The organism is Nocardioides montaniterrae (assembly GCF_054782655.1).
In genome coordinates this window covers 122,764-149,708 of sequence record NZ_BAAGSB010000004.1, presented here as the reverse complement: position 1 = coordinate 149,708, position 26,945 = coordinate 122,764, and the positions used below count along the sequence as shown (strand labels likewise).

General features: G+C 69.9%; 27 protein-coding genes and 1 tRNA gene. 17 read left to right on the top strand and 11 right to left on the bottom strand.

From position 1 onward, the window contains the following. Positions 1-2: 2 nt before the first annotated feature. Genes pknB through ACYVJ3_RS08610 form a run of 7 tightly spaced genes read right to left on the bottom strand, consistent with a single transcriptional unit; the run spans position 3 to position 9,005 of the window. Positions 3-2,003 carry a Stk1 family PASTA domain-containing Ser/Thr kinase gene (gene pknB, locus ACYVJ3_RS08640; RefSeq protein WP_460852462.1) on the bottom strand — a complete coding sequence of 667 codons (2,001 nt, stop codon included), beginning with the start codon at positions 2,001-2,003 and terminating at the stop codon, positions 3-5. Then, the gene (locus tag ACYVJ3_RS08635; protein ID WP_460852461.1) at positions 2,003-3,523 is read right to left on the bottom strand and encodes a serine/threonine-protein kinase; all 1,521 of its coding nucleotides are present in this window, start codon (positions 3,521-3,523) and stop codon (positions 2,003-2,005) included. The genes pknB and ACYVJ3_RS08635 overlap by 1 nt, the downstream gene beginning before the upstream one ends. Further along, complete coding sequence (locus tag ACYVJ3_RS08630) at positions 3,520-5,028, bottom strand: peptidoglycan D,D-transpeptidase FtsI family protein (protein ID WP_460852460.1); 1,509 nt, start codon at positions 5,026-5,028, stop codon at positions 3,520-3,522. The genes ACYVJ3_RS08635 and ACYVJ3_RS08630 overlap by 4 nt, the downstream gene beginning before the upstream one ends. Beyond that, positions 5,025-6,434 (bottom strand): FtsW/RodA/SpoVE family cell cycle protein, encoded by a 1,410-nt coding sequence (locus ACYVJ3_RS08625; protein WP_460852458.1) that lies wholly within the window; start codon positions 6,432-6,434, stop codon positions 5,025-5,027. The genes ACYVJ3_RS08630 and ACYVJ3_RS08625 overlap by 4 nt, the downstream gene beginning before the upstream one ends. Continuing rightward, a complete protein-coding gene (locus ACYVJ3_RS08620; protein WP_460852456.1) occupies positions 6,434-7,822 on the bottom strand; it encodes a PP2C family protein-serine/threonine phosphatase in 1,389 nt (462 codons plus the stop codon). The genes ACYVJ3_RS08625 and ACYVJ3_RS08620 overlap by 1 nt, the downstream gene beginning before the upstream one ends. Positions 7,823-7,825: 3 nt before the next feature. Next, on the bottom strand, positions 7,826-8,296 hold the full coding sequence (locus ACYVJ3_RS08615; RefSeq protein WP_460852455.1) for an FHA domain-containing protein FhaB/FipA: 471 nt from the start codon (positions 8,294-8,296) through the stop codon (positions 7,826-7,828). After that, positions 8,289-9,005, bottom strand: a complete 717-nt coding sequence (locus ACYVJ3_RS08610; RefSeq protein WP_460852453.1) for an FhaA domain-containing protein — start codon at positions 9,003-9,005, stop codon at positions 8,289-8,291. Before ACYVJ3_RS08610 ends, ACYVJ3_RS08615 begins: the two co-directional genes overlap by 8 nt. A 191-nt stretch (positions 9,006-9,196) precedes the next feature. On the opposite strand from ACYVJ3_RS08610, the gene ACYVJ3_RS08605 reads away from it, so the two are divergent. Beyond that, positions 9,197-9,280: transfer RNA gene (locus ACYVJ3_RS08605), tRNA-Leu, on the top strand. 169 nt (positions 9,281-9,449) lie between these two features. After that, positions 9,450-9,932, top strand: a complete 483-nt coding sequence (locus tag ACYVJ3_RS08600) for an antitoxin (protein WP_460852451.1) — start codon at positions 9,450-9,452, stop codon at positions 9,930-9,932. 58 nt (positions 9,933-9,990) lie between these two features. Here the strand turns inward: ACYVJ3_RS08600 and ACYVJ3_RS08595 are convergent, their stop codons facing one another. The 3 genes from ACYVJ3_RS08595 to ACYVJ3_RS08585 are packed head-to-tail and all read right to left on the bottom strand — an operon-like array spanning position 9,991 to position 12,646. After that, positions 9,991-10,347, bottom strand: coding sequence for a hypothetical protein (locus ACYVJ3_RS08595; RefSeq protein ID WP_460852449.1), 357 nt, complete (start codon positions 10,345-10,347; stop codon positions 9,991-9,993). Continuing rightward, on the bottom strand, positions 10,344-11,561 hold the full coding sequence (locus ACYVJ3_RS08590) for a fatty acid desaturase family protein (RefSeq protein WP_460852448.1): 1,218 nt from the start codon (positions 11,559-11,561) through the stop codon (positions 10,344-10,346). The genes ACYVJ3_RS08595 and ACYVJ3_RS08590 overlap by 4 nt, the downstream gene beginning before the upstream one ends. Before the next feature lie 11 nt (positions 11,562-11,572). Next, the gene (locus tag ACYVJ3_RS08585) at positions 11,573-12,646 is read right to left on the bottom strand and encodes a ferredoxin reductase (protein WP_460852447.1); all 1,074 of its coding nucleotides are present in this window, start codon (positions 12,644-12,646) and stop codon (positions 11,573-11,575) included. A 157-nt stretch (positions 12,647-12,803) separates the two neighbouring features. On the opposite strand from ACYVJ3_RS08585, the gene ACYVJ3_RS08580 reads away from it, so the two are divergent. The 9 genes from ACYVJ3_RS08580 (at position 12,804) to ACYVJ3_RS08540 (ending at position 19,484) form a co-directional block, all read left to right on the top strand. Then, entirely contained in the window at positions 12,804-13,178 is a 375-nt protein-coding gene (locus ACYVJ3_RS08580; RefSeq protein ID WP_460852446.1) for a hypothetical protein, read from the top strand. Positions 13,179-13,257: 79 nt separating this feature from the next. Next, on the top strand, positions 13,258-13,938 hold the full coding sequence (locus tag ACYVJ3_RS08575) for a lysoplasmalogenase family protein (protein WP_460852445.1): 681 nt from the start codon (positions 13,258-13,260) through the stop codon (positions 13,936-13,938). Between the two features lie 5 nt (positions 13,939-13,943). After that, complete coding sequence (locus tag ACYVJ3_RS08570) at positions 13,944-14,138, top strand: hypothetical protein (protein ID WP_460852444.1); 195 nt, start codon at positions 13,944-13,946, stop codon at positions 14,136-14,138. Then, complete coding sequence (locus ACYVJ3_RS08565; RefSeq protein WP_460852442.1) at positions 14,135-14,614, top strand: glutathione peroxidase; 480 nt, start codon at positions 14,135-14,137, stop codon at positions 14,612-14,614. Before ACYVJ3_RS08570 ends, ACYVJ3_RS08565 begins: the two co-directional genes overlap by 4 nt. A gap of 98 nt (positions 14,615-14,712) precedes the next feature. Then, positions 14,713-16,215 carry a fatty acid desaturase gene (locus ACYVJ3_RS08560; RefSeq protein WP_460852440.1) on the top strand — a complete coding sequence of 501 codons (1,503 nt, stop codon included), beginning with the start codon at positions 14,713-14,715 and terminating at the stop codon, positions 16,213-16,215. Between the two features lie 4 nt (positions 16,216-16,219). Further along, entirely contained in the window at positions 16,220-16,414 is a 195-nt protein-coding gene (locus tag ACYVJ3_RS08555; protein ID WP_460852439.1) for a ferredoxin, read from the top strand. A gap of 1 nt (position 16,415) precedes the next feature. Beyond that, complete coding sequence (locus ACYVJ3_RS08550) at positions 16,416-17,003, top strand: TetR family transcriptional regulator (RefSeq protein WP_460852437.1); 588 nt, start codon at positions 16,416-16,418, stop codon at positions 17,001-17,003. 31 nt (positions 17,004-17,034) lie between these two features. Continuing rightward, the gene (locus tag ACYVJ3_RS08545; RefSeq protein ID WP_460852434.1) at positions 17,035-18,267 is read left to right on the top strand and encodes a M15 family metallopeptidase; all 1,233 of its coding nucleotides are present in this window, start codon (positions 17,035-17,037) and stop codon (positions 18,265-18,267) included. 41 nt (positions 18,268-18,308) lie between these two features. Next, a complete protein-coding gene (locus ACYVJ3_RS08540; RefSeq protein WP_460852432.1) occupies positions 18,309-19,484 on the top strand; it encodes a CaiB/BaiF CoA transferase family protein in 1,176 nt (391 codons plus the stop codon). A 12-nt stretch (positions 19,485-19,496) separates the two neighbouring features. On the opposite strand, the gene ACYVJ3_RS08535 is transcribed toward ACYVJ3_RS08540, so the two are convergent. Beyond that, positions 19,497-20,195, bottom strand: a complete 699-nt coding sequence (locus ACYVJ3_RS08535; protein WP_460852429.1) for a MerR family transcriptional regulator — start codon at positions 20,193-20,195, stop codon at positions 19,497-19,499. 137 nt (positions 20,196-20,332) lie between these two features. Here ACYVJ3_RS08535 and ACYVJ3_RS08530 point away from each other — a divergent pair, with 137 nt between their 5' ends. From ACYVJ3_RS08530 to ACYVJ3_RS08505, 6 genes are all read left to right on the top strand, one after another. After that, positions 20,333-21,544 (top strand): acetyl-CoA C-acetyltransferase, encoded by a 1,212-nt coding sequence (locus ACYVJ3_RS08530; RefSeq protein ID WP_460852428.1) that lies wholly within the window; start codon positions 20,333-20,335, stop codon positions 21,542-21,544. A gap of 29 nt (positions 21,545-21,573) precedes the next feature. Further along, positions 21,574-23,739: a 3-hydroxyacyl-CoA dehydrogenase NAD-binding domain-containing protein gene (locus ACYVJ3_RS08525; protein WP_460852426.1), complete on the top strand. Its 2,166-nt coding sequence runs from the start codon at positions 21,574-21,576 to the stop codon at positions 23,737-23,739. A gap of 146 nt (positions 23,740-23,885) precedes the next feature. Beyond that, the gene (locus tag ACYVJ3_RS08520; RefSeq protein WP_460852424.1) at positions 23,886-24,416 is read left to right on the top strand and encodes a GNAT family N-acetyltransferase; all 531 of its coding nucleotides are present in this window, start codon (positions 23,886-23,888) and stop codon (positions 24,414-24,416) included. Positions 24,417-24,426: 10 nt separating this feature from the next. After that, positions 24,427-25,206 carry an SDR family NAD(P)-dependent oxidoreductase gene (locus tag ACYVJ3_RS08515; protein WP_460852422.1) on the top strand — a complete coding sequence of 260 codons (780 nt, stop codon included), beginning with the start codon at positions 24,427-24,429 and terminating at the stop codon, positions 25,204-25,206. Further along, entirely contained in the window at positions 25,199-26,257 is a 1,059-nt protein-coding gene (locus tag ACYVJ3_RS08510) for a phosphotransferase family protein (protein ID WP_460852421.1), read from the top strand. Before ACYVJ3_RS08515 ends, ACYVJ3_RS08510 begins: the two co-directional genes overlap by 8 nt. Before the next feature lies 1 nt (position 26,258). After that, positions 26,259-26,945: a histidine phosphatase family protein gene (locus ACYVJ3_RS08505; protein WP_460852420.1), complete on the top strand. Its 687-nt coding sequence runs from the start codon at positions 26,259-26,261 to the stop codon at positions 26,943-26,945.

Here is a 26,945-nt window from a genome sequence, read left to right as displayed (position 1 = left end):
CGCTACGGCGTCGGAGGCGTCGTCGGCTTGCTCGCGGGGTCGTTCGGGTCGGTGCCCGCGGTGACCTCCTGGCTGTCGGTGTAGCCGTCGCCGTCGGTGTCGGCCACCAACGGGTTGGTGTGGGTCGAGTTGACCTCGCGGCCGTCACCGAGCCCGTCGCCGTCGGTGTCCCGGTTGTGCGGATCGGTGCCCTTCTGCGCCTCGACCTGGTCGGAGAGACCGTCGCCGTCGGAGTCCGGCGGCGGGACATAGGTCGAGACCCAGATGTAGACCTGCTGACCCTGCTTGAGCGTGTGGCCCTTGTCGGGCGCCTGGTCGACGACGGTGCCCTTGGGGTGCTTGGCGTCGCCCGGGTCGTCGTTGACCTTGACCGTGAAGCCGGCCTGCACGATGGCGTGGATCGCGTCCTTGTCGCTCATGCCGACGACATTCGGCACGCCGTGCGGGCCGCGCGACAGGCACAGCTTGACGGCGACGTCGGTGCGGACCGGCGTGTTCGGGACCGGCGTCTGGGAGACGACCGAGCCCTTCGGCTCGTCGGAGTCGCACTGCTTGAACGTGATGTTCTTGCGGCTGACGTGCTGGGCGACCAGCGTGCTGATCGCGAGCCTGCGCGAGGACAGCGTGGTGACGTCGGGCATCGGGAACTCGCAGGGTCCGCGCGAGAGCCACAGCTGGACGCTGGTGGTGCCGGGGTAGTAGCCGTCGGCCTCGGGCTGCTGGCGCGTCACCGTGAACGGCGTCGGATAGCGGTCCGAGCACTCGGTCAGCGAGTCGTCGATGTTGCCGAAGTCGGCGTTCCCGAGCGCCTCGTTGGCCTGCTCCTGGCTCATCCCCACCACGGAGGGCAGCTTGGAGTCGGACGGACCGCTGGGGAACAGCTTGGGCCACACCACGAACGCGGTCAGCAGGATGACGCCTAGCAGCAGGAGCAGCAGGAGGAGCAGCGGCCACTTGCCGCTGCGGCGCCTGCCGCGGCCACCGCGACCGTCGAGCGGAGGTACGGCGGCCCCGCGCACGGAGGTCTCGCTGGGCCGGTCGGCGGCGGGCACCGTCGTCATGCGGGTGGAGGTCGAGGCGAGCGGGACCGGGCCGGGCTCCTGGACCGGGGCGACCGCCTGCACGGGCCTGCCGGCGAGGTAGCGCTCGATGTCGGTGCGCATGGCCGCGGCCGACTGGTAGCGGTCCTCGACGCGCTTGGCCAGGGACTTCATCACGATCGCGTCGATCTCGGGCGTGAGGTCCGCGTCGAAGTGGGACGGGGGTACGGCGGGCTCACGGACGTGCTGGTAGGCGACCGCCACGGGGGAGTCGCCGATGAACGGCGGCCGGCCGGTGAGGAGCTCGTAGAGCAGGCAGCCGGCGGAGTAGACGTCGGAGCGCGAGTCGACGTTCTCGCCTCGGGCCTGCTCGGGGGAGAGGTACTGGGCGGTGCCGACCACGGCCGCGGTCTGGGTCATCGAGGAGGCGGCGTCGCTCATCGCGCGGGCGATGCCGAAGTCCATCACCTTGACGTCGCCGGACGGCGTGAGCATGACGTTGCCGGGCTTGATGTCGCGGTGGATGATCCCGGCGCGGTGGCTGTAGTCGAGCGCCGAGAGCACGCCGGAGGTGATCTCCAGGGCCCGCTCGGGAAGGATCTTGCGGCCCTCGCGCAGGATGTCGCGCAGGGTGCGGCCCGCGACGAACTCCATGACGATGTAGGGCTGCAGCGCGCCGTCGGTCGTGGGCTCCTCGCCCGTGTCGTAGACCGCGACGATCGCGGGGTGGTTCAACGAGGCCGAGGACTGCGCCTCGCGGCGGAACCGGGCCTGGAACGTGGCGTCGCTGGCCAGGTCGGTGCGCAGGCGCTTGACCGCGACCACGCGGCCGAGCCGCGAGTCGGTGCCCTTGCGGACCTCGGCCATGCCACCGCGGCCGAGGAGCTCGCCGAGCTCGTACCGGTCGCCGATCAGCGCACGCTGACCGCCGCCACCGCCCGAGTCGATGCGTCCCGTGCTCATCAGGGCGTGCCTCCGGTGAGGGGTGTGAGGGGGTTGCCGCCCGCGGCCGGCGAGGAGCTCGACGGGGGCGCGGAGCTCGTGGGAGCAGCGCTGGTCGTCGGTGGGGCGGAGGTGGTCGGCGCGGCCGAGGAGGTCGCGGGGGCGGGGCCGTAGTACTGGACCGTGACCAGGGAGCCCACGGGGACCTTCCCGGAGGGGTTGACCCCGGAGACCAGGTCGGCCGTGTGGGTCCCGTCGTTGTCGACCTGGTCGAGGGTCACGTCCAGGCCCAGCCCGGTCAGGTCGTCGTACACGTCGTGGAAGTCGCGGCCGATGTAGGCGTTCGGGTCGACCGTGACCGTGGTGGCCGCCGAGGAGCTCGGCGCCGTCGGCTTCGTGTGGTGGGTCCTGGCCGGCGGGCTGCTGGTGTACGTCGTCGGGGTGTTGTCGCCGCCACCGCGCAGCAGCAGCCACGCGATGAGCAGGGCGATCACGACGAGGACCAGGACCAGACCGACGGCCGGCCAGGGGCTGCCGCCACGACGCTCGTCGCCGGCGTACGCCGCAGCGGCGTCGAGCCGCTCCATCGGCGGAGCAGGCGTCGGGGTGACGGCAGTGGCCGGGAGCACGGCGGTGGCCGGCCCGGTGTCGGCTGCCGGCACCGGGACCGGCGCGACCACGGGCGCGGCCTTGACGCCCGAGGGGTTGCGCAGGGCTGCGGCGAACGCGGCGCCGTCGGCGAACCGGTCGGCCGGCTCCTTGGCCAGGGCGCGGGTGACGACGCGGGCGATGTCGCCGGGGATGGCGGGCGGCAGCTGCGGGACCGGCTGCTGGATGTGGGCGAGCAGGGTGGCGACGGGGGTGTCGGCCTCGAAGGGGCGCTTGTTGGCCAGGCACTCGAACGCGACGCAGCCGAGCGAGTAGACGTCGGAGGCCGGCGAGGACGGGTTGCCCCGGGCCTGCTCGGGCGAGAGGTACTGGGGGGTGCCCATCACCGCGCCGGTGCGCGTGATCGCGGTGGCGTCGCCGGCGCGGGCGATGCCGAAGTCGGTGACCTTGACCTGGCGGTCGGGGGTGATCAGCAGGTTGGCGGGCTTGACGTCGCGGTGCACGATCCCGGCCGCGTGGGCGACGGCCAGCGCGTCGGCGGTCTGGGCCATCAGGTCGCGGACGACCTCGGGGTCCATCGCCCTGCCGGACTCCTTGGCGGCGGAGAGCAGCATGGACAGCGGCTGCCCGTCGACGTGCTCCATGACCAGGAACGGCGCGCCGCCCTCGGGTGCGTCGGCGCTGTAGTCGAAGACGCCGGCGATGCCGGGGTGGTGCAGCGCGGCGGCATGCCGGGCCTCGGTCTCGAAGCGGGTGCGGAACGTGGCGTCGTCGGCGTACTCGTGCTTGAGCACCTTGACGGCGACCACGCGGTTCAGACGGGTGTCGGTGGCCTTCCAGACCACGCCCATTCCGCCCGTCGCGATGCGCTCGTCGAGGCGGTAGCGGCGGTTCGCGTCGGCGTACCGGGGCTCGCTCGCGGGGGTGCTCACTTGTTCATCACCGCTTCCATGACGGCCTTGGCGACCGGGCCGCCGAGGGTGCCGCCGGCGATCTCGCCGCGGCCGGTGCCCGGCGCGGACTGGATCATGACGGCGACGGCGACCTCGGCGTCCTTGGCGGGCGCGAACGAGGTGAACCAGGCGTACGGCGGCTTGTCGGTGCCGGTCTGTGCGGTGCCGGTCTTGCCGGCCACCTGGACGCCCGGGATCGCGGCGGGGTACGCCGTACCGCTGTCGACCGTGTCGATCATCAGCTGGGTGACCTCGTCGGCGGTCTGCGGCGAGATCGCCTGGCGCAGCTCGTCGGGCTGGGTGGTCTCGAGGGTCTGGTAGTCGGCCGACTGGATCTGGTCGACGAGGTAGGGGCGCATCAGCTTGCCGTGGTTGCCGATCGCGGCGGCGACCATCGCCATCTGCAGCGGCGTCGCCTGGACCTCGAACTGGCCGAAGCCGGTACGGGCGGTCTCGGCGTCGTTGAGCTCGCGCGGCGAGCTCGCTCCCGGATCGGTGACGTCCTTGGGATAGACCGACTGCGCCTGGGGGCTGTAGTCCTGCAGGTAGTCGCTGTTGAAGCCGAACGCCTCGGCCTGCGCGCGCATCTTCTCGGGGCCCAGGGCGACCGCCATCCGCGCGAACGCCGTGTTGCAGGAGTCCTCCATCGCCACGGCGAAGGAGATCATCTGCGCGTCGCAGCCGGTGCGGCCCTCGTTGTCGACGACGTTCTGCGAGCCGTGCGTGCCGGGCAGCTGGTAGCCCGAGCCCGAGGGGACCATGTCGTCGAGGTGGTAGAGCCCGTTCTCGATGGCCGCCGCGGCGGTCACCACCTTGAACGTCGAGCCGGGGAACAGCCGGAGGTACGTCGCGCGGTTGAGCAGCGGCTGGAGCCCGTTGTGGTCGAGCCGGTCGTAGGTCTTGGTGCGCACCGTGCCGTCGTGGCTGGCCAGCTTGTTCGGGTCGTAGGACGGGAGCGAGACCATCGCCAGGATCTTGCCCGTGCGGGGCTGGATGGCGACCACGGAGCCTTCGCCGTGGGGGCCGATCGTGCGGAGCAGGGAGTCGTACGCCGCCTGCTGCGCCGCGGGGTCGATCGTGGTGATGACGTTGCCGCCCTGGTTGGTGTCGCCCTGCAGCATGTCGACCAGCCGGTGCACGAACAGGCGCGGGTCCTGGCCGGAGAGCACGTCGTTCTGGGTGTGCTCCAGGCCGGTCTGCACGCCGAGCTGGAGGTAGCCGGTGATCGGGGCGAAGACCGGGCCCTTCGGGTAGACGCGGAGGTACTTGAACCGGTCGTCGCTGGCCTTGCTGCGCGCGATCGGCTGCTTGCCGGCCAGGATCAGGCCGCGTTCGCGGCTGTAGGCCTGCTCGGCCTCCCGGGTGTTGCCCGCCTTGCTGTTGTAGTCGTCGGCCTTGACGAACTGCAGGTAGGTCACGTTGAGCATCAGCGCCAGGAACAGCACCATGCAGAAGATCGAGACGGAGCGGATCGGCTTGTTCATGCGTCGACCACCTTCACCATCTGGGTCATCTCCATGTCGGGGTCGCTCTCGGCCTCGTCGAGGTTGGGGAGCGGGCGCCTGGCCTGGTCGGAGATGCGCAGGAGGATCGCGACGATCACCCAGTTGGCGATCAGCGAGGAGCCGCCGTACGACAGGAACGGGGTGGTCAGGCCGGTCAGCGGGATCAGCCGGGTGACGCCGCCGATGACGACGAAGACCTGGATGGCGAGGACCGAGCCGAGGCCGGCGGCGACGAGCTTGCCGAAGCCGTCGCGGGCGATCAGGGCGGCACGCAGCGCCCGCTCGACGATGATGCCGTAGAGCAGCAGGATGGCGATGACGGCGGTCAGGCCGAGCTCCTCGCCGACCAGCGCCATGATGAAGTCGTTGTGCTCCTCGGGCACCCGCAGGTGCAGGTTGTCACCGCTGCCGAGGGTGAGCATCCCCTGGCCCAGGCCGCGTCCGATCAGGCCGCCCCAGGAGAAGGAGTAGATGCTCTGGACGAGCTGGTAGCCGCTGCCGCTGGCGTCCTGGAACGGGTGCAGCCAGATGTCGACGCGCTCGGTGACGTGACCGACCAGCTTGTACGCCGCCAGCGCGCCGGCCAGGAACATCGCACCACCGACCACGAGCCAGCCCGAGCGCTCGGTGGCGACGTACAGCATGACCAGGAAGATGCCGAAGAACAGCAGGCTGGAGCCGAGGTCCTTCTGCAGCACCAGGATGCACATGCTGACGGCCCACATCGCCAGGATCGGCCCGAGGTCGCGGCCCCGCGGCAGGTCGATGCGCAGCACCCGGCGACCGGCCAGGGCGAGGGCGTCGCGGTGGCCGACGAGGTAGCCGGCGAAGGCCATGACCAGCAGCACCTTCGCGATCTCACCGGGCTGCAGGGTGAAGCCGCCGACGCCGATCCAGATGCGCGCGCCGTTCACCTCCTTGCCGATCACCGGGAGCATCGGCAGGATCAGCAGCACGATCGCGGCCAGCCCGAAGGTGTAGGTGTAGCGGCCGAGCACGCGGTGGTCGCTGACGAAGTAGAGGGTCGCCACGAACAGCCCGACGCCGAGCGTCATCCACATCAGCTGCTTGCTGGCGTTGCTGGTGTCGATGGCCAGGTCGATGCGGTGGATGAGGGCCAGGCCGAGGCCGTTGAGGGCCGCGACCACGGGCAGCAGCACCGGATCGGCGTACGGCGCCACGAGGCGGACCGTGACGTGCGCGGCGACGATCAGCGCGGTCAGCCAGCCGCCGTAGGCGATCAGGTTGGCCGGGACCTGGCCGTTCACGCCGAGGCCGACGGCGACGTACGCGCCGATGCCGGCGACGAGCGCGATGATCAGCAGGAAGAGCTCGGCGCCGCGGCGTTGGCGGTGGACGAAGCCCATCAGTGGTGAGCCCGCCATCAGCCGACCCCCAGCTTGCCGAGGTGCTCGACGATGGCGCGCGCGGAGGCCAGGCCGTCGGCGGACTTGCCGTCCTTGACGTCGGACTGGGCCTCGGGCGGCAGGTCGGCCAGCGAGAGGCTGCTGTCCTGGTAGACCTCGGAGAGCCCCAGGCCCTCGACGCCGCGGAAGATCGCGACATGGCCGTTGTGGTCGGCGACGTAGTACTGCTGCTGGGTCCACCAGTACGCCGAGGCGCCGGCGGTCCACAGCAGGCCCAGGCCGATCAGGGCGACCATCACCCGCCGCGTCCAGTTGAAGCGGCGCGGCGCGCGCGGGGCGTAGCGGTAGGCCTCGGGGTCGAACGGAGGATCGGCCCGGATCGCGTGGGGCGCCTCCTCGGGCAGCGGCGCAAGCTCGGCGTCGACCGGCTCGAGCTCGCCGGTGTCGCCCGAGCGATGCCCGCGGAAGCGACCGCGCGGCAGCTTGCGGCGCAGCTCGGCGGCCGCGCCGACGACCTGGGGCTCGGTGCTGTCCGTGGTCGAGCCGGTGGTCGAGGCTGCCGGGACCACGTCGGCGACGACGCAGGTGACGTTGTCGGAGCTGCCGGCGTCGAGGCTGGCGCGCACCAGCTCGATCGCTGCGAACTCGGGGGTGCCATCGGCCAACAGCTCGGCGATGCGTGCGTTGTCGAGCACGCCGCAGGCGCCGTCGCTGCAGAGGAAGAGCCGGTCGCCCGCCTCGGCCTCTACCCGGAACAGGTCCGGGTCGACGTCGTGCAGGCCGTCGAGCGCCTTGAGGATCAGGTTGCGGTGCGGGTGGACCCGCGCCTCCTCCTCGGTGATCCGGCCCTCGTCGATGAGGCTCTGCACGAAGGTGTGGTCGGTGGTCAGCTGCTGCAGCTTGCCCTCGCGCAGCAGGTACGCCCTCGAGTCGCCGATGTGGCCGAAGCCGAACGTCGTGCCGTCGAACAGCGCGATGACCGCGGTCGTGCTGGTGCCGTTGAGGGCGGGGTCGAGGTCGACCTGGTGGCCGATCGCGTCGTGCGCGAGGTGCAGCCCGTCCGCGACGCGGACCGTCAGGTCACCGGTCTCGACGGTGTCGGGGGCGACGTCGATGTGCCGCAGCTCGCTGATCGCCGTGCTCGAGGCGATGTCGCCGCGCGCGGCACCGCCCACACCGTCACAGACCGCGAGCAGCCACGGCCCGGCGTACCCGGAGTCCTGGTTGTCCTTGCGGACGCGACCGACGTCGGAGACCGCGTGGAAGCGCAGCTCGAGAACGGGAGGTACGCCGCCCTCCGGCTGCTCGTCCTGGGCCGCCGCCGCGTCCGCGGCATCCTCGGCCACCGGGTCGGGGAGCCGGGTCTCGACGGTCGGGTCGACCGGGGTGTCCTCGGCGTCGGTCATCGGCTACTTCCTCAGCTCGAGGATCGTCTTGCCGATGCGGACCTGGGACCCGAGGCCGATCGGCATGGCCTGGGTGATCCGCTGGCTGCCGAGGTACGTGCCGTTCGTGGAGCCGAGGTCCTCGACGTACCACTGGTCACCGGAGGAGACGATCCGCGCGTGCCGCGTGGAGACGTAGTCGTCGTCGAGGCGGATCGCCGCGTCGTTGCCGCGGCCGATCAGCACCGGCGCGGAGGCCAGGTCGGCGCTGATGCCGGTGTTGGCGCCCTGCACGACGGTGACGTGCGTGGGGTTGCCGCGCTTCTTGGCCGGCTTCTGCTTGGCCGCCTTGGGGGCGCGGCCCGCCGCTGCCGCCTGGGACGGGACGCGCGCGCCGAACATGTCGGAGCGGATCACCGAGATGGCGGAGAGGACGAAGATCCACAGGATCGCGAGGTAGGCGATCCGGACCAGGAACAGGGTGAGCTCAGACATCGGCGCCAGCCTCGGGTCGGAGTCGGAGGACCATCGAGGTGTGGCCGACCTGGACGCGAGAGCCCTCGCGCAGTCGGGCGCGGGCGACCTTCTGCCCGTCGACCCGGATGCCGTTGGTGGATCCCATGTCGTGCACCTCGATCTCGGGAGCGCCGTTCGCAGCGGTGGTGATCAGGAACTGCGCGTGCCGCCGGCTGACGCCGGGGTCGTTGATCCGGATGTCGGCGTCGCTGCCGCGGCCGACCACGAGACCGGGCGCCACGAGCGGCTGCTCCGTGCCGTTGACCTCGATCACCGCACGGGCGGGCCGGTCGTTGCGCACGTTGCTCGCGGTCACCGATGCCTCCGCCTTGCTGAGCACGGTGAAGCGGCCGGTGCCGAGGTCCTCGTCGGGCACGAAGGCGATCCTGATCGGGCCGGGGAAGACGTAGCCCTGGGCCTCGGCATGCTCCTGCAGCTGCTCGATCAGCTCATCGGTCAGCGAACCGACGTACGGCGCCATCCGCTCGAGGTCGCCCGGGGACAGGTCGACCTGGAAGGTGTTGGGGACCAGCCGGCGCTGCCGGGAGAGCACCTGCGCCTTGTTGTCGACCTCGCGCTGGAGCGCGGCCGCGATCTCGACCGGCTGCACGGCGGAGCGGAAAGTCCGCGCGAAGACACCGGAGATCGCCCGCTCGAGTCGTTCCTCGAAGCGCTGCAGTCCGCCCACGCGGGCCTCCTCTCCTGATGTCGTGGCTGGTGGCCGGTGCGCGTGTGCGCGCACAGGTCGGTGCCGTCGATCGTATCGGTGGGGGTGTGCACGAACCCGGAATGCTCCCCCCGGGCGGCGCGGCACGTGCGGTTCGGGTCCCCTCGGTTTGGGCGGCGTCAAGCCCGTCAGATAGTCTTACCGGGCTTTGAGCGCGCGTGGCGGAATAGGCAGACGCGCACGGTTCAGGTCCGTGTGTCCGAAAGGACGTGGGAGTTCAACTCTCCCCGCGCGCACAGTGAGATGAAGGCCCCGGTCAGTTGACCGGGGCCTTCGTCGTACGTCGGGGCGCGGGGCTGAGAGGCGACTGTGGTTTTCCGGTTGCCCCTTGCGCGGTCGCCGATGAGCGGATTGGCTCGTGGTACGCGCGCCTGACGATGGCGCCTTACTCGGAAGGAAATCGTCATGAGCTTCTTGGACAAGGCGAAGGACCTGCTCTCGGGCCACTCGCAGCAGGCTGATGCAGCGTTCGACAAGGCTGCCGAGGCCGTCGACCAGAAGACCGGTGGCAAGTTCACCGACCAGATCCAGCAGGGCGAGGGCATGCTCGAGCAGCAGCTCGGGGTCCAGGCCGACGAGCCGGCCCAGGCGCCTGAGCAGTCCGCCGCCCCGCAGCAGGCTCCCGAGGCCCAGCAGGGTCAGGTCCCGCAGGGTCAGGCACCGCAGGAGGGCACGGGCGAGGCGGTCCCGCAGGCGCCGGCAGCCCCGGAGGCGCCCGCCGCTCCGGAGGTCCCGCAGGGTCAGGCTCCCCAGGAGGGCATGGGCCAGACCACCGACCAGACCGCTGGCCAGGCCGCTGGCCAGGTCCAGGGCGAGGCAGCCCCGTTCGAACCGGCCGCGGGAGACGCGACCGTCGTCCGCGAGCAGGACCCGACGCTCGGGCAGTGAACGTCGTACGAAGGCCCCGGTCGTGACGACCGGGGCCTTTGTCGTACGTCGACCGTGGCTAGCGCGCGAGCAGCGAGTTCGGCTGGAACCTGATCCGCCGATCGGAGTCCTCGCGCGCGGGTCGCAGCAGGTCGAAGCCGGAGGTCGCGACCAGCTGCCAGTCGGGATCGGCGCCGGAGAGGCGCAGCAGGCCGCGTGCGCACTCCTCGTGCAGCGGCGGGGCGTGGAAGGCGTTGCGACCGACCTCGGTCGGCGTACCCACGAAGACCACGGGCCGGCCCAGCGGCTCGGCACAGACCCCGCAGATGCGGCTCAGCGCGCACTGCGTGACGCGGCGCATCGCCAGCTCCGCGAGCGGAGGACGGGCGTCCTCCTTCCACGCGAACGGCCCGGTCATGCCGTCCGGGAACCTCATCCGCGTGCTCCCGCCCCCGATCGCGACCAGCCGCCGAGCTCGCTGCGTCGGGCGGGCCGCTCGTCGTCGGTACGCCGGCGCCGCTCGCGGGTCGGGCCCGGAGGCTCGACCTCGTCGCTGCTGGTCCAGGAGTTCGGCAGCGAGAGCTTCATGATGGTGCGCAGCGCCTGGCCGTACTGCCGGTAGAGCGGCCCGGTCGTGTACGGGATCGCGTACTTGTCGCAGAGTGCGCGCACCTTGACGGCGATCTCGGCGTACCTGTTGCTCGGGAGGTCGGGGTAGAGGTGGTGCTCGATCTGGAACCCGAGGTTGCCGGACAGGACGTGGAGCAGCGGTCCGCCGTTGAAGTTGGCGGCGCCGAGGATCTGGCGCAGGTACCACTCCGATCGGGTCTCGTCCTCGATCTCCTCCTCGGTGAAGTGCACCGCGCCGTCGGGGAAGTGACCGCAGAAGATGATGACGTAGGACCAGAGGTTGCGGATCAGGTTGGCCGTGGCGTCGGCCGTCATCGTCGTACGCCACTGCGGACCGGAGAGCGCCGGGTAGACGACGTAGTCCTTGAGCGCCTGGTTGCGGCCCTTGCGGACGATCTGCTTGAGCTGGCGCTTCATCTCGCGCGGGTCCTTCTCGCCCTTGCGGATGCGCTCGATGTCGAGGTCGTGCAGCGCCACGCCCCACTGGAACAGCGCAGCCAGCAGCGCGTTGTAGATCGGCTGCCCGACGTTGGCCGGGTGCCACTTCTGCTCCCGGGCCATCCGCAGGATGCCGTAGCCGATGTCGTTGTCGTAGCCGAGCACGTTGGTGAACTGGTGGTGGATGTAGTTGTGGCTGTGCTTCCACTGCTCGGCCGGCTGCGCGGTGTCCCACTCCCAGTTGGAGGAGTGGATCTCGGGGTCGTTCATCCAGTCCCACTGGCCGTGCATCACGTTGTGGCCGATCTCCATGTTCTCCAGGATCTTGGCCACCGCGAGGCAGCCGGTCCCGATCACCCACGCCGGCTTTCGCGTACGCCGCAGCTGCGTGCCGGCGAGCAACGCCACCCGGCCGGCGGTCGCGAGGCCGCGCTGCACCTTGATCATCCGGTTGATGTACGCCGCGTCCGCGTCACCGCGTGACTCCTCCACCTCGGCCCTGATCGCGTCGAGCTCGCGGCCGAGCTGGTCCACCTCCTCCTCGGTGAGGTGGGCGTATTCCTTGACGTCGGAGATGGCCATTGCGTTCCCTTCTATATGTCGAGCGTGCAGTCGCCGACGGCTGCGGTGACGCACGTCTGGACGGGTTCGTTCGTGCCGGCGTACTCGTCGCCGTTGCGCAGGTCGCGCACCTTGCCCTCGACGAGCGTCAGCGTGCAGGTGTGGCAGATGCCCATCCGGCAGCCGTACGGCATGCCGACGCCGGCCTGCTCGCCTGCCTCGAGGACCGTGGTTGCGCCGTCGGCGTCGATGGTCCTGCCGGAGTTGCGGAAGGTGATGGTGCCGCCCTCACCCCCGTCGCCGCCGAGCTCGAGGGAGAACCGCTCGAGGTGGAGGCGGTCCTCCGCGTCGTGCTGGCGGAAGTGCGCGGTGATCGCGTCGAGCATCGGGGCGGGGCCGCAGGCGTAGGTCTCACGGTCGCGCCAGTCGGGGCAGATCCGGTCGAGATCCGCGAGGTCGAGCATCCCGTCGACGTCGGTGTGGAGCCGGTGCAGCACCAGTCCCTCGTGCTTGTCGGCCAGCCCCTGCAGCTCCTCGCGGAAGATCATCCGGTCCTCGGTCGGCGAGGAGTAGTGCATGACGATGTCGGGCATGGTCCCGCGGCGGTCCAGGGTGCGCAGCATCGCCATCACCGGGGTCACGCCGCTGCCGCCGACCAGGAAGAGCATCCGCGCCGGAGGCGGATCGGGCAGCACGAAGTCGCCGTCGGGCAGCGCCAGCCGGACGATCGTGTTCGGCTCGACGCCGTTGACCAGGTGGCTGGAGAGCAGGCCCTCCGGCATCGCCCGGACGGTGATCGAGATGGTGCCGCCGCATCGCTCCGGCGGCGAGCTGACGGAGTAGGAGCGCCACTGGAACCGGCCGTTGACCGGGATCCCGATGCCGACGTACTGACCGGGACGGTGGTCGTAGCGCCAGCCCCAGCCTGGTCGGATCACGATCGTCGCCGCGTCGTCGGTCTCCTGGACGACGCGCTCGATCCGGCCGCGGAGCTCGCGTGAGCTCCACAGCGGGTTGAGCAGGCGGAGGTAGTCGTCCGGGTGCAGCGGCGTCGTCAGCTTGCTCCCGGCCGATCGGACTCGTTCCCAGGTGATCGTGCTGGCCACGTCATTCAGTGAACGCGTGTGCTCCGAGAGGTTCAAGACGTTTGAGATCCGAGGAGTGGGTAGCACCCTGTCCGGCCTTGGAGGGATGTGCGAGCCTGCCGGGGTGGAGAGTGCCCCGCCTGTCGTCCAGCGCTGGACCGCGTCGAGGCGGGGCCGGGTGCTCGACACTGTCGTCCTTGCTGCGGTGACGATCATCCTGATAGCGACGTACGTCGACGACGAGGGAGCATCCGTCGGTACGCGGGTCTTCCACGTGGCACTTTTCCTGGTCGTCCTGTGGGGGACCGTCGGTGTGTGGACCGGTCGGCTCGAGCTCACCGCCGATGCCTTGGTCGCGGACGCTCTCGGCCGTAGGCGCAGGGTCATTCCACTGAGCGACATCCGGTCCGTACGCCGCACCCTGCTCGGTGTCGCCGTCGACGACGGCTCTCCCCGGGACTGGGTGACTCCCGCCTGGATCGGCTCGTCCCGGCGGCAGGGCGAGGAGATCGTTGCCGCCGTCGAGGCCGCTCGGGCTCGCGTCTCCGGGTGAGGCTCTGAGTCTCACCGACGTCCCTAGACATCGTGTGGATCTGGAGCCACCAGATGACCAGGTGTGCGACCCTGCCGGGGTGTCAGCAGACCTCCTCACCGGCGTGCTCGCCGTACTGACCGGCGTCGTGGCGATCGCGGACTGGGTGTCCGTCGTGAAGGAGCGCAAGGACCTCGAGACCTGGCTCAAGCCGGCGACGCTGGCCCTGATGACGATCACGGTGATCGCGGCCGGCGCGCTCGACCACCGAGCCGGCGTGTGGCTCGTCATCGCCCTGCTGCTCGGCTTGCTCGGTGACATCGCGCTCCTCGACGACACCGTGGAGAGCCGCTTCAAGGCGGGTCTGGCGGCGTTCCTGGTCGGCCACCTGGCGTACGTCGTCTGCTTCGTCGCGCTGCCCGGCACACTCGAGGTCCTCGGGGGCTACTGGGTCTGGGGTGGCATGGGCGTCATCGCCCTCGCGCTGAGCGTCGGCAACGGCGTGCTGCCGGCCACCTTCAAGCAGGGCGGGATCGCGCTGGCGGTGCCGGTGGCGGCGTACATGTCGGTGATCACCGCCATGACCCTGGCCGCCTGGCTGACCGCCGACTGGTGGATCGCGATCGGCGCGAGCATCTTCGTGGCCAGCGACTCGATCCTGTCGATCAACAAGTTCGTCCGGCCGCTGGGGCGCGCCGCGCGCCCGGCGATCATGGTCACCTACCACGTCGGCCAGGCGCTGATCGCCGTCGGCGTGCTCCGCCTCGTCGCCCGGTACTGACCGTCATGCCGAAGCTCGCAATCCTGCTCATCGCGTTCTTCGTCAACGTCCCGCTGGTCGCCCAGGGACCGGTCGGCCTCTGGGACGAAGCGCCCGCCCTCGTCGTCATCACGGCGGCCATCGACGTCTTCCTCGTCGTGGTGGTCGCCTTCTCGATCCGGCGACGCCTGCGAGAGCTGGTGCAAGACTCGGAGGCATGACCTCTCTCCACGACTTCACGGCGACCGCGATCGACGGCACCGACATCGACCTCTCGGCGTACGACGGCAAGGTCGTCCTGGTGGTGAACACGGCGTCGAAGTGCGGGTTCACCCCGCAGTACGAGGGCCTGCAGAAGCTCCAGGAGACGTACGCCGACCAGGGGTTCACCGTGATCGGGTTCCCCTGCGACCAGTTCGCCCACCAGGAGCCTGGCGACGACGCCGAGATCGCGACGTTCTGCAGCACCAGCTACGGCGTCAGCTTCCCGATGACGACCAAGGTCGAGGTCAACGGCAAGGGCGCGCACCCGGTCTACCAGTGGCTCAAGAAGGAGCAGGGCGGCCTGCTCGGCGGCGCGATCAAGTGGAACTTCACCAAGTTCCTGATCGGCAAGGACGGCCAGGTCATCGACCGCTACGCCCCGACCACCAAGCCCGAGCAGCTCACCGAGGACATCGAGCGCGCGCTCGGCTGATCGCGACACCTTGTCGCACTTTACATTCGCCAAACTCTTGTCAAACGGCTTTACAACTCCTAGCGTTCTGTCAATCGGCGCAACGAAGGGCAGATGACATGAGCACGGCAGCATTCGGCAGCACGGTTCCTGACGGCAGCACGGTGACCTGGAAGGACAAGAAGCGCTACCTCTGGCTCTGGGGCCTGATGGTCCCCGGCTTCGGCATCCTCTTCGCGGTGGCGTACGTCGCGAGCGGGGGCTGGTGGGGCTTCACCCTCGTCGCCCCGTTCCTGATCAACTTCTTCATCCCGCTGCTCGACCTGATGCTCGGGTTCGACAACAGCAACCCGCCGGACGAGGTCATCGAGGCGCTGGAGAACGACAAGTACTACCGCTACGTCGTCTTCGCCTACATCCCGCTGATGTTCTTCATCGTGGTCGCCGGCTACGCGATCATCGATGGCGTCAACCCGGTCGAGTGGATCGTCTCCCACGTCGGCCTGGGCGACTGGGGCCGTGTGCACCTCAGCACCAACCTGATGGCCCCGCACCTCGACCTGCCGTGGTGGCACAAGGCGCTGTGGGCGCTCTCGATCGCCGGTGTCGTCGGCGTCGGCATCAACACCGCCCACGAGCTCGGCCACAAGCGCGAGTCCGTCGAGCGCTGGCTCGCCAAGATCACGCTGGCGCCGACCTTCTACGGCCACTTCTACATCGAGCACAACCGGGGCCACCACGTCCGGGTCGCGACCCCCGAGGACCCGGCCTCCTCCCGGCTGGGCGAGAACATCTACCAGTTCTGGCCGCGCACCGTCTTCGGCTCGCTGAAGAGCTCGTGGGAGGTCGAGGCCAAGCGCTTCAAGCGCAAGGGCACGCACCCGTTCCACGTCAGCAACGACGTCCTCAACGCCTGGGTGATGTCGATCGTCTTCTACGCCGGTCTGGTCGCGCTGTTCGGCTGGGACGTCGCGCCGTACTTCCCGATCACGATCATCTTCGGCTTCTCCCTGCTCGAGATCATCAACTACCTCGAGCACTACGGCCTCAAGCGCCAGAAGGTCGGTCCCAAGCTGCGCTACGAGCGCGTGCTGCCGATGCACAGCTGGAACAGCAACAACATCGTCACCAACATCTTCCTCTACCACCTGCAGCGCCACAGCGACCACCACGCCAACCCGACCCGTCGCTACCAGGCCCTGCGTGACTTCAAGGAGTCGCCGGCCCTGCCCACCGGGTACGCCGGCATGCTGACCCTCGCGCTGTTCCCGCCGCTGTGGCGCAAGGTGATGGACCCGCGCGTCGTCGCCCACCTCGACGGCGACATCACGCTGGCGAACATCAAGCCGGGCAAGGAGGCGAAGTACCTCGCCAAGTTCCCGCCGCCGGAGGTCCACCAGCAGCACGAGGACATGTTCATCCAGGACCAGTCGGGCGAGATCCTCGCAGCCCGCTGCCCGGGTTGCGGCTACACCTACGATGTCGCCGCCGGCGACGAGCACCAGGGCTTCCCGGCGGGGACCGCGTGGGCGGACATCCCGGAGGACTGGTTCTGCCCCGACTGCGGCGTCCGCGAGAAGATCGACTTCGTCCCCTTCGACCCCGACAAGATTGAGGCCTGAGCACGTGAAGATCACCGCCGACCTGGACAAGTGCGAGGGGCTCGGCATGTGCGAGTCCATGGCCAACGACTTCTTCGAGGTCGACGAGGACACCGACCAGGTCGTGATCCTCAACGACAGCCCGACCGAGGCCGAGCGCGCCCACGTGTACGCCGCCGTCCAGGCGTGCCCGGTCCTCGCGCTGACGCTGGCCGACTGACATGACACTGGCCACCGCTTCGTCGTACGCCGTCGCGCCGCTGCGCGACCGGCTGTGCGCCGCGGCGGTGCAGGTGCTCACCGACGAGGGCTGGGGCCGGGTCACCATGGCCCGGCTGGCCGACGAGGTCGGCGTCAGCCGGCAGACCGTCTACAACGAGGTCGGCACCAAGAACGACCTCGCGGAGGCGATCGTCCTGCGCGAGCTGGAGTTCTTCCTGGCCGGGGTGAACCAGTCCTTCGACGAGTTCCCCGACGACCTCGAGGAGGCCATCCGTGCCTCGTGCCGACGGGTGCTCAAGTACGCCACCGACAACGCGCTGCTGCACGCCGTCGTGTCGGCCAACCACGGTGCCGACACCGAGCTGCTCCCGCTGCTGACCACCAACAGCGCCTCGCTGCTGGAGGGCGCCAGCGCGGTGCTGCGGGCCCGCATCTCGGCGTACGACCACCAGCTGAGCGAGCGCGAGATCTCCGTGTGCATCGACCTCGTCGTGCGACTGGTCCTCAGCCACGTGATGCAGCCCGGGGGCGAGCCCGCCGACGTCGCTGATGAGATCGCGTGGGTAGCGGCGCGGATCCTGGGCTGAGTTGACTACCCTTCAGCCCGGAGGGAAGCACATGATCCACGCGCGGCGAGGTCTGCGACAGCGTGCCCTGGCGCTCGGTGCCAGCGGCCTGCTGGGTGCTGCCCTGCTCTCCGGCTGTGGTGGATCGGGACCGGCCAAGCATCCGAGCGCCGCGCCCAGCACCCAGCCGATCGCGCACGCCGCAGATCCCAGCCACGCCATCGGCGCGCCCGGCAAGTGGGACGGCAAGCTGCCCGGTGACGACCTGCTGGTCGTCTCCGACAAGACCCTCCCCGCCGACGTCCTGAAGAAGATCGACGCGATCCGCATCGGCAAGGGCAAGGGCGCGGTCAAGGGCGTCCAGGTTTCGGTCCCGCTCTCGATCAAGCAGTTCTCGCTGGAGAACCAGCTCTACAACGTCGCCGCCGTCGACCCCGCCCGTTACCGCGACTTCACCGGTGCCAAGAGCGCCGGCTGGCAGGAGCAGTGGAACCGGATCGCCGGCGGTGAGATGGCCGTCGTCCAGCGTCTGCAGGGCACGCTGCCGCTGGACAAGGACGGGTACGTAGCCGTCGGCTCCGGTGACCAGTCGCAGAAGATCCACCTCGGTGCCTGGTCGCCGTCGACGGTCGAGGGTATCGACGTCATGGTCAACACCAAGTGGGGCGACGACCTCGGCATCCCCGAGGACAACGCGCTGCTGATCAACACCGGCTTCGCCTCGCCAGACGACGTCCGCAAGCAGATCGAGAAGATCGACAAGAGCCTCTCGATCACCGCGCTCGACGCGGTCGCCCAGAACGGCATCGACCCCAAGGCGGTCCAGAACGTCCAGTTCGTCGGTGCCTTCTCCCAGGCGGTTGGCCTCTACCGCTACACCGCCGTCGGCGGCGGCCGCGTGGTGCCGAGCTCGGCCTGGGTGGCCTCCCACATCGAGACCCGGACCATGCCGATCATCGGCCCGATGACCTGCAACAAGTACATCTTCCCGCAGCTGTACGCCGCCCTCCGCGAGATCCAGGCCCGCGGCCTGGCGGACAAGATCACCAACTACGCGGGATGCTTCGTCCCCCGCTTCATCGCCGGTACGACGACGCTGTCGAACCACGCGTTCGGCCTCGCCTTCGACATCGACCCTGCCGACAACGCCCGCGGCACCGTCGGCCACATGGACCCGGGCGTCATCCAGACCTTCCAGCGCTGGGGCTTCACCTGGGGCGGCACCTGGCGCTACACCGACCCGATGCACTTCGAGCTGAACCACCTGGTGAAGCCGGGTTCCTGACCCTGACACCATCACTGTCACGGTTGTGTCATGATCGGGCCATGACTTACCAGCTCGGTCAGGGAACGGGCCCGCTCGCGGGCGTCAAGGTCGTCGAGATCGCCGGCATCGGGCCCAGCCCGCACGCCTGCATGATCCTGGCGGACCTCGGTGCCGACGTGATCCGGGTGGAGCGTCCCGGTGGCCAGCAGCTGTCCGGCGGCTCGAACGACCTGCTCAACCGGGGACGCCCGAGCGTCGCGCTCAACCTGAAGGACCCGAAGGCCGTCGAGACCGTCCTCGACCTGGTCGCCCAGGCCGACGTCCTCGTCGAGGGCATGCGCCCCGGCGTCACCGAGCGCCTCGGCCTCGGCCCGGAGGAGTGCCAGGCGCGCAACCCGAAGCTGGTCTACGCACGGATGACCGGCTGGGGCCAGGACGGCCCGTGGGCGCAGGCCGCCGGCCACGACATGAACTACATCGCCATCACCGGCACGTTGCACGGCCTGGGCCAGGTCAAGGAGAAGCCGCAGTTCGCGGGGAACCTGATCGGTGACTTCGGCGGCGGGTCGACGTACCTCGTCATCGGCATCCTCGCCGCCCTGCTCGAATCCAAGGTGTCCGGCAAGGGCCAGGTGATCGACGCCGCGATCGTCGACGGCACCGCCAACCTCAACGCCATGACCTCGGCGTTCCTCGCCGGCGGCGGCCACAAGGAGGAGCGGGCGAGCAACCTGCTCGACGGCGGTACGCCGTTCTACGACATCTACGAGACCGCTGACGGCGAGCACATGTCGGTGGGCGCCCTCGAGCCGCAGTTCTACGACATCCTGGTCGACCTGCTCGGCATCAAGGACCAGGCTCCCGACATCTTCGGCCGCTTCGACCCGGCGCAGGCGGCGCAGCTGCGCACCCTGCTGACCGACACCTTCAAGACCAGGACCCGCGACGAGTGGTGCGCGATCTTCGACGGCACCGACGCCTGCGTGGCGCCGATCCTCAAGCTCTCCGAGGCGGCCGAGCACCCGCACATCAAGGCGCGCGGGATCTTCGTCGAGCACGAGGGCATGCTGCAGCCGGCGCCCGCTCCGCGCTTCTCGCGCACCCAGGCCACGCTCTCGATGCCGCCGGCGGCGGGCCCGGGCGCGCACACCCGTGAGGCGCTCGCCGCGTGGGGCATCGCCGACGTCGACTCCCTGATCGAGGCCGGGGTCGCCGTGCAGCCCGAGGTGGGCTGAGCTCCGCCGGAGTCAGGAGTCCTTGCGGCGGCCGCGGTAGGGCGGCGCCGTACGGGCGATGGCCGACTCGTACGCCGTCACCAGGCCACCGACCGACAGCGGCCGGAGCCGCAGCATGATCTCGCGCAGGTGCGCGGCGTCGTCGTACCTCGGAGCGAGCTGGTCGTTGATGACGTCCCAGAGCTCCTTGGCCATCTGCTCGCCGTGCTCCTGGTAGATCGCGGCCGACGCGAGGGCGACCTCGCGGGGGAAGCCGAGGTCGAGCAGGCGCAGGCCGCTGGAGAGCTGCGCCTCGAAGACGAGGTACGCCGACCCGCGCCGGCGTACGACACCGAGGGCGTTGAGCGTGGCGAGGTCCTCGGGCGAGAGGGCGCGACCGCTGCGGGCGTCGAGCTCGGCCTTGGTCAGCTCGACCGGGTCGTCGGACTGCGGCGGGGCCGCCATCGTGCGCGCCAGCGCGATCTCGTCGGGGGAGGCGTCGTGGGGGATGTTGGCCACGAAGCGCTCGATCGCGCCGAGGGTGAGGCCGTGCCTCTGCAGCTCCTGGATCAGCTCGAGACGGGCGATGTGGCCGTCGTCGTAGTAGCCGGAACGGCCGCGCCGGATGGGCGGCGGGATGAGCCCGCGCGACTGGTAGAAGCGGATCGTGCGGACCGAGAGGTCGAGCCGCGTCGCCAGCTCCGTGAGGGAGACCACACCGCTCTCAGCCACCTCTTCACCACCCTCGCCCTTGACCATGACACTAATAGTGTCACAATCAGCGGGAGGGCTGTCGCAACCTGCGCGGCCATCCCACGCGGCGCCTCTTCCGGCGCTCCGGAACCAAGCCAGCCCAGACAAGGACGGTCATGGCAGAAGCATTCATCTACGACCACGTGCGCACCCCCCGCGGTCGAGGCAAGAAGAACGGGTCGCTGCACGAGGTCAAGTCCATCGACCTCGTCGTCACGCTCATGAACGCGATCGAGGACCGCAACCCGAACCTCGACACCGCCGGCATCGACGACGTCATCCTCGGCTGCGTCACCCCGATCGGCGAGCAGGGCTCGGACATCGCGCGCGTCGCCGCCATCAAGGCCGGCCTCGCCGAGACCGTCGCCGGCGTACAGCTCGACCGCTTCTGCGCCTCCGGCCTCGAGGCCGTCAACCAGGCCGCTGCGCGCGTCCGCTCCGGCTGGGAGGACCTGATCCTCGCCGGTGGCGTCGAGGCGATGAGCCGCGTGCCCATGGGCTCCAACGGTGGCGCCTGGGCCCAGGACCCCAAGACCAGCCTGGACACGGGCTTCGTCCCGCAGGGCATCGGTGCGGACCTGATCGCGACGATCGAGGGCTTCACCCGCGAGGACGTCGACGCCCTCTCCGCGCAGTCGCACGCGCGTGCCGCGAAGGCGTGGGCCAACGGCTACTACGACGACTGCGTCATCCCGATCACGGACCAGAACGGCCTGGTCATCCTGGACAAGGACGAGACCGTCCGTCCCGACACGACCGTGGAGTCCCTCTCGGCCCTCAAGCCGTCCTTCATCCAGCAGGGCGGCGAGGTCGGCTTCGACGACGTCGCGCTGGCGAAGTACACCGAGGTCGAGGCGATCAACCACGTCCACCACGCCGGCAACTCGTCGGGCATCGTGGACGGCGCGTCGCTGGTCCTCATCGGCAGCGAGGAGGCCGGCAAGAAGCACGGCCTCACCCCGAAGGCGAAGATCGTCGCCGGTGCCGTCATCGGCTCCGAGCCGACGATCATGCTGACCGGTCCCGCCCCGGCCGCCCGCAAGGCGCTGGAGAAGGCCGGCCTGACCGCCGACGACATCGACCTGTGGGAGATCAACGAGGCCTTCGCCTCCGTCGCCCTGCGGTTCATGAAGGACATGGGCATCACCCAGGACGTCACCAACGTCAACGGTGGCGCCATGGCGATGGGCCACCCGCTGGGTGCGACCGGCGCGATCATCCTCGGCACGCTCGTCGACGAGCTCATCCGTCAGGGCAAGAAGCGTGGCCTCGCCACGCTCTGTGTGGGTGCCGGCATGGGCATCGCCACGATCGTCGAGATCGTCTGAGACGCGGACAGACAAGGAAGACAACAGACATGACTGAGACCGCTGTTAAGTACGACGTCGACGCCGATGGCATCGTCACGCTGACCCTGGACGACCCGAACCAGTCGGCCAACACCATGAACGACCTCTACGTCTCCTCGATGGAGGCGGCGGTCGACCGCCTGCACGCCGAGCAGGAGAGCATCACCGGCGTCGTCATCGCCTCGGCGAAGAAGACCTTCTTCGCCGGCGGTGACCTCAAGGGCATGATGGGCGTCCGCAAGGAGCACGCGGCCGACATCTTCGCGATGGTCGAGAAGGTCAAGGGCTCGCTGCGCAAGCTGGAGACCCTGCCCAAGCCGGTCGTCGCCGCCATCAACGGCGCCGCGCTCGGCGGTGGCTACGAGATCACCCTCGCCACCAACCACCGCATCGCCGTGGACGGCAAGTACACGATCGGTCTGCCGGAGGTGAAGCTCGGTCTGCTGCCCGGTGGTGGCGGTCTGACCCGCATCGCCCGCAAGCACGGCCTGATGGCCGCGATGACCGAGTTCGTCGCGACCGGCGCGGAGTTCAAGCCCGCCGCCGCCCAGGCCAAGGGCCTGATCGACGAGGTCGTCGCCACCCAGGACGAGCTGATCCCCGCCGCGAAGGCGTGGATCAAGGCCAACCCCGAGGCGCACACCCAGCCGTGGGACACGCCGGGCTACAAGGTCCCCGGTGGTACGCCGTCCTCCCCGTCCCTCGCCGCCTTCCTGCCGGCGTTCGCGCCGATGCTGCGCAAGCAGCTCAAGCAGGCCGACATGCGGGCGCCGAAGGCGATCCTCTCCGCGACCGTCGAGGGCCTCAACGTCGACTTCGACACCGCGCTGCGCATCGAGGGCCGCTACTTCACCGAGCTGGTCACCAGCCAGCAGGCGAAGAACATGATCCAGGCGTTCTTCTTCGACCTCGGCTCGATCAACGCGGGCAAGGAGCGTCCGGCGGGCGTCGAGAAGTACATGCCCAAGAAGGCCGTCGTCCTTGGCGCCGGCATGATGGGTGCGGGCATCGCCTACGTCCTGGCTCGCGCGGGTGTCGAGGTCGTCCTCAAGGACGTCGCGATCGAGGCCGCCGAGAAGGGCAAGGCCTACACCGCCGCCATCAACGAGAAGGCCGTCTCGCGCGGCAAGCTCACCCAGGAGGCGGCCGACGTCATCCTGAACCGGATCACGCCGACGATCGACGCCTCCGACGCCAAGGACTGCGACATCGTGGTCGAGGCCGTCTTCGAGAACGTCGAGCTCAAGCAGAAGGTCTTCAACGAGGTCATCCCGTTCCTCGCCGAGGGTGCGCTGCTGTGCTCGAACACCTCGACGCTGCCGATCACCGAGCTGGCCAAGGGCATCGACGGTGACGCCTCGCGCTTCATCGGCCTGCACTTCTTCAGCCCGGTCGACAAGATGCCGCTGGTCGAGATCATCCGCGGTGGCGAGACCTCCGACGAGTCGCTCGCCCAGGCGTACGACGTCACGCTGGCCATCAAGAAGACCCCGATGATCGCCCACGACTCGCGGGGCTTCTACACCTCGCGCGTCATCGGCTTCATGGTCAACGAGGGCATGCAGATGGTCGCCGAGGGCGTCCACCCGCTGACCGTCGAGCGGGCCACCACGCAGGCCGGCTACCCGGCCGCGGTGCTCCAGCTCTCCGACGAGCTCAACCTCGAGCTGATGGCGAAGATCGCCAAGTCGGCCGAGGAGGACCCGAACTTCGTCAAGCACCCGGGTGGCGACGTCGTCACCAAGATGCTCGAGGCGGGTCGCGCGGGCAAGCTCCGTGGCGCCGGCTTCTACGACTACGTCGACGGCAAGCGCGGCTCGATCTGGGCCGGTCTCTCCGAGCTGTTCCCGGTCGCCGAGGAGCAGATCCCGATCGCTGACGTCAAGGACCGGATGCTGTTCGCGGAGGCCCTCGAGACCGCCAAGTGCTTCGAGGAGGGCGTCGTCACCTCGGCCGCCCACGCCAACATCGGCTCCATCTTCGGCATCGGCTTCCCGCCGGCCACCGGTGGTGCGGCGCAGTTCATCACGGGCTACGACGCGGCCGATGGCAGCTACGGCATCGAGGCGTTCCTCAAGCGTGCCGACGAGCTGGCCGACAAGTACGGCGACCGGTTCCGTCCGACGCAGTACCTCCGTGACATGGCGGCGAAGGGCGAGTCCTTCCCCGCCTGAAACGGCGTGTAACTACGTGTCCAGTGCACTACCCGGGTGGTCCTTCACCCTGGAAGTGAGCACAACACGTAGTTACATCACCTCCGCCGGGTCGGTCCCCCAGAAATGGGGGGCCGACCCGGCGGCCGTTTTGGCAGGGTGTTGTCATGGCGATGGTGGTGCGCGGCGTACGGGCGGCGGACGAGTGGCGCGAGCTGCGTGACCTGCGGCTGCAGGCGCTGCGCGACCCGATCGCGTCGAAGGCGTTCGTGGCGACGTACGACGAGGAGGCGGCCCAGCCGGACCGGTTCTGGATCGACCGGGCGGCCGGCAACGCGGAGGGGGAGGCGTCGTACCAGGCGATCGCCCTCGACGGCGACCGGTTGATCGGCTGCGTGGTCGGCCTGCGGGAGCGCGCCGGCGACGTCGACTGGGCCGGCGTGCCGGTCGCGCACGACGGCGTGCTGCTGGTCGGCGTCTACGTCGCCCCTGAGGGTCGCGGCACAGGGCTGCTGGGAAGGCTGGTCGACGACGTCCACGGCTGGGCGCGGAGCGAGGGTCTGGGGCGCAGCCGGCTCCAGGTGCACGCCGAGAACCCGCGGGCGCAGGCGGCGTACGCCAAGCTCGGGTTCGCCTTCACCGGCGAGACCGTGGAGATCGCGAGTGGGGTCGAGCGCGAGATGGCCCGCTGCCTCTAGGGTCGGAGGCGTGAGCGACGAGACGCCGTTGAAGGTGCTGATCACGGGAGCCGCGCAGGGGCTGGGCGCCGCGCTGGCCGACGCCTACGAGGACCGCGGGCACTCGGTGCTGCGCACCGATCGGGAGTACGGCGACGGCGTCTTCAAGCTGGACGTGACCAGCGACGAGGACTGGGCGCAGGCACGTCAGCTCGTCGAGGAGGCGTGGCGCGGGCGGATCGACGTGCTGGTCAACAACGCCGGCATCGCCGGCGGCGGGCGTCTGGACGTGTCGGGGATGGACGAGTGGCAGCGGCTGGTCGACATCAACCTGCTCGGCGCCGTCCGCGGCACCGCCGCCTTCACGCCGGTCTTCAAGGCCCAGGGCAGCGGTCGGATCGTCAACATCGCCTCGCTCGCCGGGCTCGTCCACCCCGCCGGCATGGCCGGCTACAACGCCACCAAGGCCGCGGTCGTCGCACTCACGGAGACGACCGGCCACGAGCTGGCGGCGTACGGCGTGAGCGCGCACGTTGTGTGCCCCTCCTACTTCCGCACCGCGCTCATCGAGGGTGCGCAGGGTCGCGACGCGGCGCTGGTCTCGACCATCGGCAAGCTCGTCGCGAACGCTCCGCGGGGGCCCGAGGAGATCGCGCGCGCGATCCTCGAGGGCATCGACCGCGGGGAGGAGCTGATCGTGCCGGACCCGGAGGCGCGGGCGGCGTACGACCTGAAGCGGAGCGACCGGGCGGCGTACGACCAGGTCATGAGGGCGCAGGCGCGCAAGCTGGGGGAGGACGCAGGTGAGTGACGAGAGCAGGCCGGTCCGCGACGAGGACGCGTTCGACGTCGGGGCGGTGGAGGAGTGGCTCGGGCTGGGCCCGATCGAGCAGGTGCGGCAGTTCCCCGGCGGCGCCTCCAACCTGACCTACCTGCTGCACATGCAGCAGGGCGCCGAGCTGATCCTGCGCCGGCCGCCCAGCGGGACGAAGGCGAAGGGCGCGCACGACATGGGTCGTGAGTACCGCATCCAGGCCGGCCTCCGGTCGGTCTTCCCGCAGGTCGCCACGATGATCGCGTACGCCGCCGAGGACGACAGCCCGATCGGCACGGAGCTCTACGTCATGGAGCGGGTCGACGGCGAGATCCCGCGGCGCGACTTCGGCTTCGAGATCTCCCCCGAGCAGACCGACGCGCTCTGCCGCGCCGCGTGCGACACCCTGGTCGCGCTGCACTCCGCGCCGGTGCTGGACGTGCCCGAGCTGGCGGCGCTGGCGAAGGGCGACGGCTACGTACGCCGCCAGGTCGGTGGCTGGACCCAGCGGCTCGCCAACGCGGCGACCTCCGACATGGGCGACTGGTCCGACATCACCGCCTGGCTCGACGAGCGGCAGCCCGCCGACGTCGGGCAGTGCATGATCCACAACGACTACCGCTTCGACAACATGGTCCTCGACCGTGCCGACCCGACCCGGATCGTGGCGCTGCTGGACTGGGAGCTCGCCACGGTCGGCGACCCGCTGATGGACCTCGGCGGCACGATGTCCTACTGGGTGCAGCCCGACGACGACGACTTCTTCCTGATGTTCCGCCGCCAGCCGACGACGGCCCCCGGCATGTGGACCCGCGCGCAGTTCCGCGACCACTACCTCGCCGCGCGCGGCATGACGCTGACCGAGGACCAGTGGCTGTTCTACGAGGTCTTCGGGCTCTTCCGCCTCGCGGTGATCGCCCAGCAGATCTGGTACCGCTACTTCCACGGCCAGACGACCAACGAGGCGTACGCCGCCTTCGGGCCGGCCGTCGGCTACCTCGAGAGCCGCTGCCGGCGGCTCATCTCCGAGTCCGGGTCGGGGGCCTGACGTGGGCCTGATCCTGCTGGCCCGTCACGGCCAGGCCTCCTTCGGTGCCGACGACTACGACGTCCTGTCCGAGACCGGGCACGAGCAGGCCCGGCTGCTCGGGCGCTGGCTCGCCGCGCAGGGCGCTGCCCCCGCCCATGGGATCCACGGCGGCATGCGCCGCCAGCGCGAGACCTGGGAGGGCATCGCCGAGGGCCTCGACCAGCTCGACCAGCCCGACCTACCCGACGACCCGGCGGAGGTCGACACCGGATGGGTGGAGTTCGACCACCTCGGGGTGCTCGACCGGCACGCGGAGGCGACGGGTGCGGCGATCGATCACGGAGCGGACCGGCGTACCTTCCAGCAGCACTTCGAGGTCGCGACCGCTCACTGGGCGAGCGGGGCCGAGGGCTACCCCGAGACGTACGCCGACTTCGTCGGCCGGTCGCTGCGTGCCCTCGAGCGCGCCGCGGACGCGACCGGGCCGACGCTGGTCGTCAGCAGCGGGGGAGTGATCGCCGCGATCGCCGCCACGCTCGTCGCGCCGGGCGCGACCATCGAGCAGATCGCGCCGATCTGGCAGCGGTTCAACACGGTCATGGTGAACACCGGCGTCACCCGGATCATCGTCGGCCCGACCGGCGCGCGGCTGCTCACCTTCAACGAGCACCCGCACCTCACGCGCGAGCAGGTCACCTACCGATAG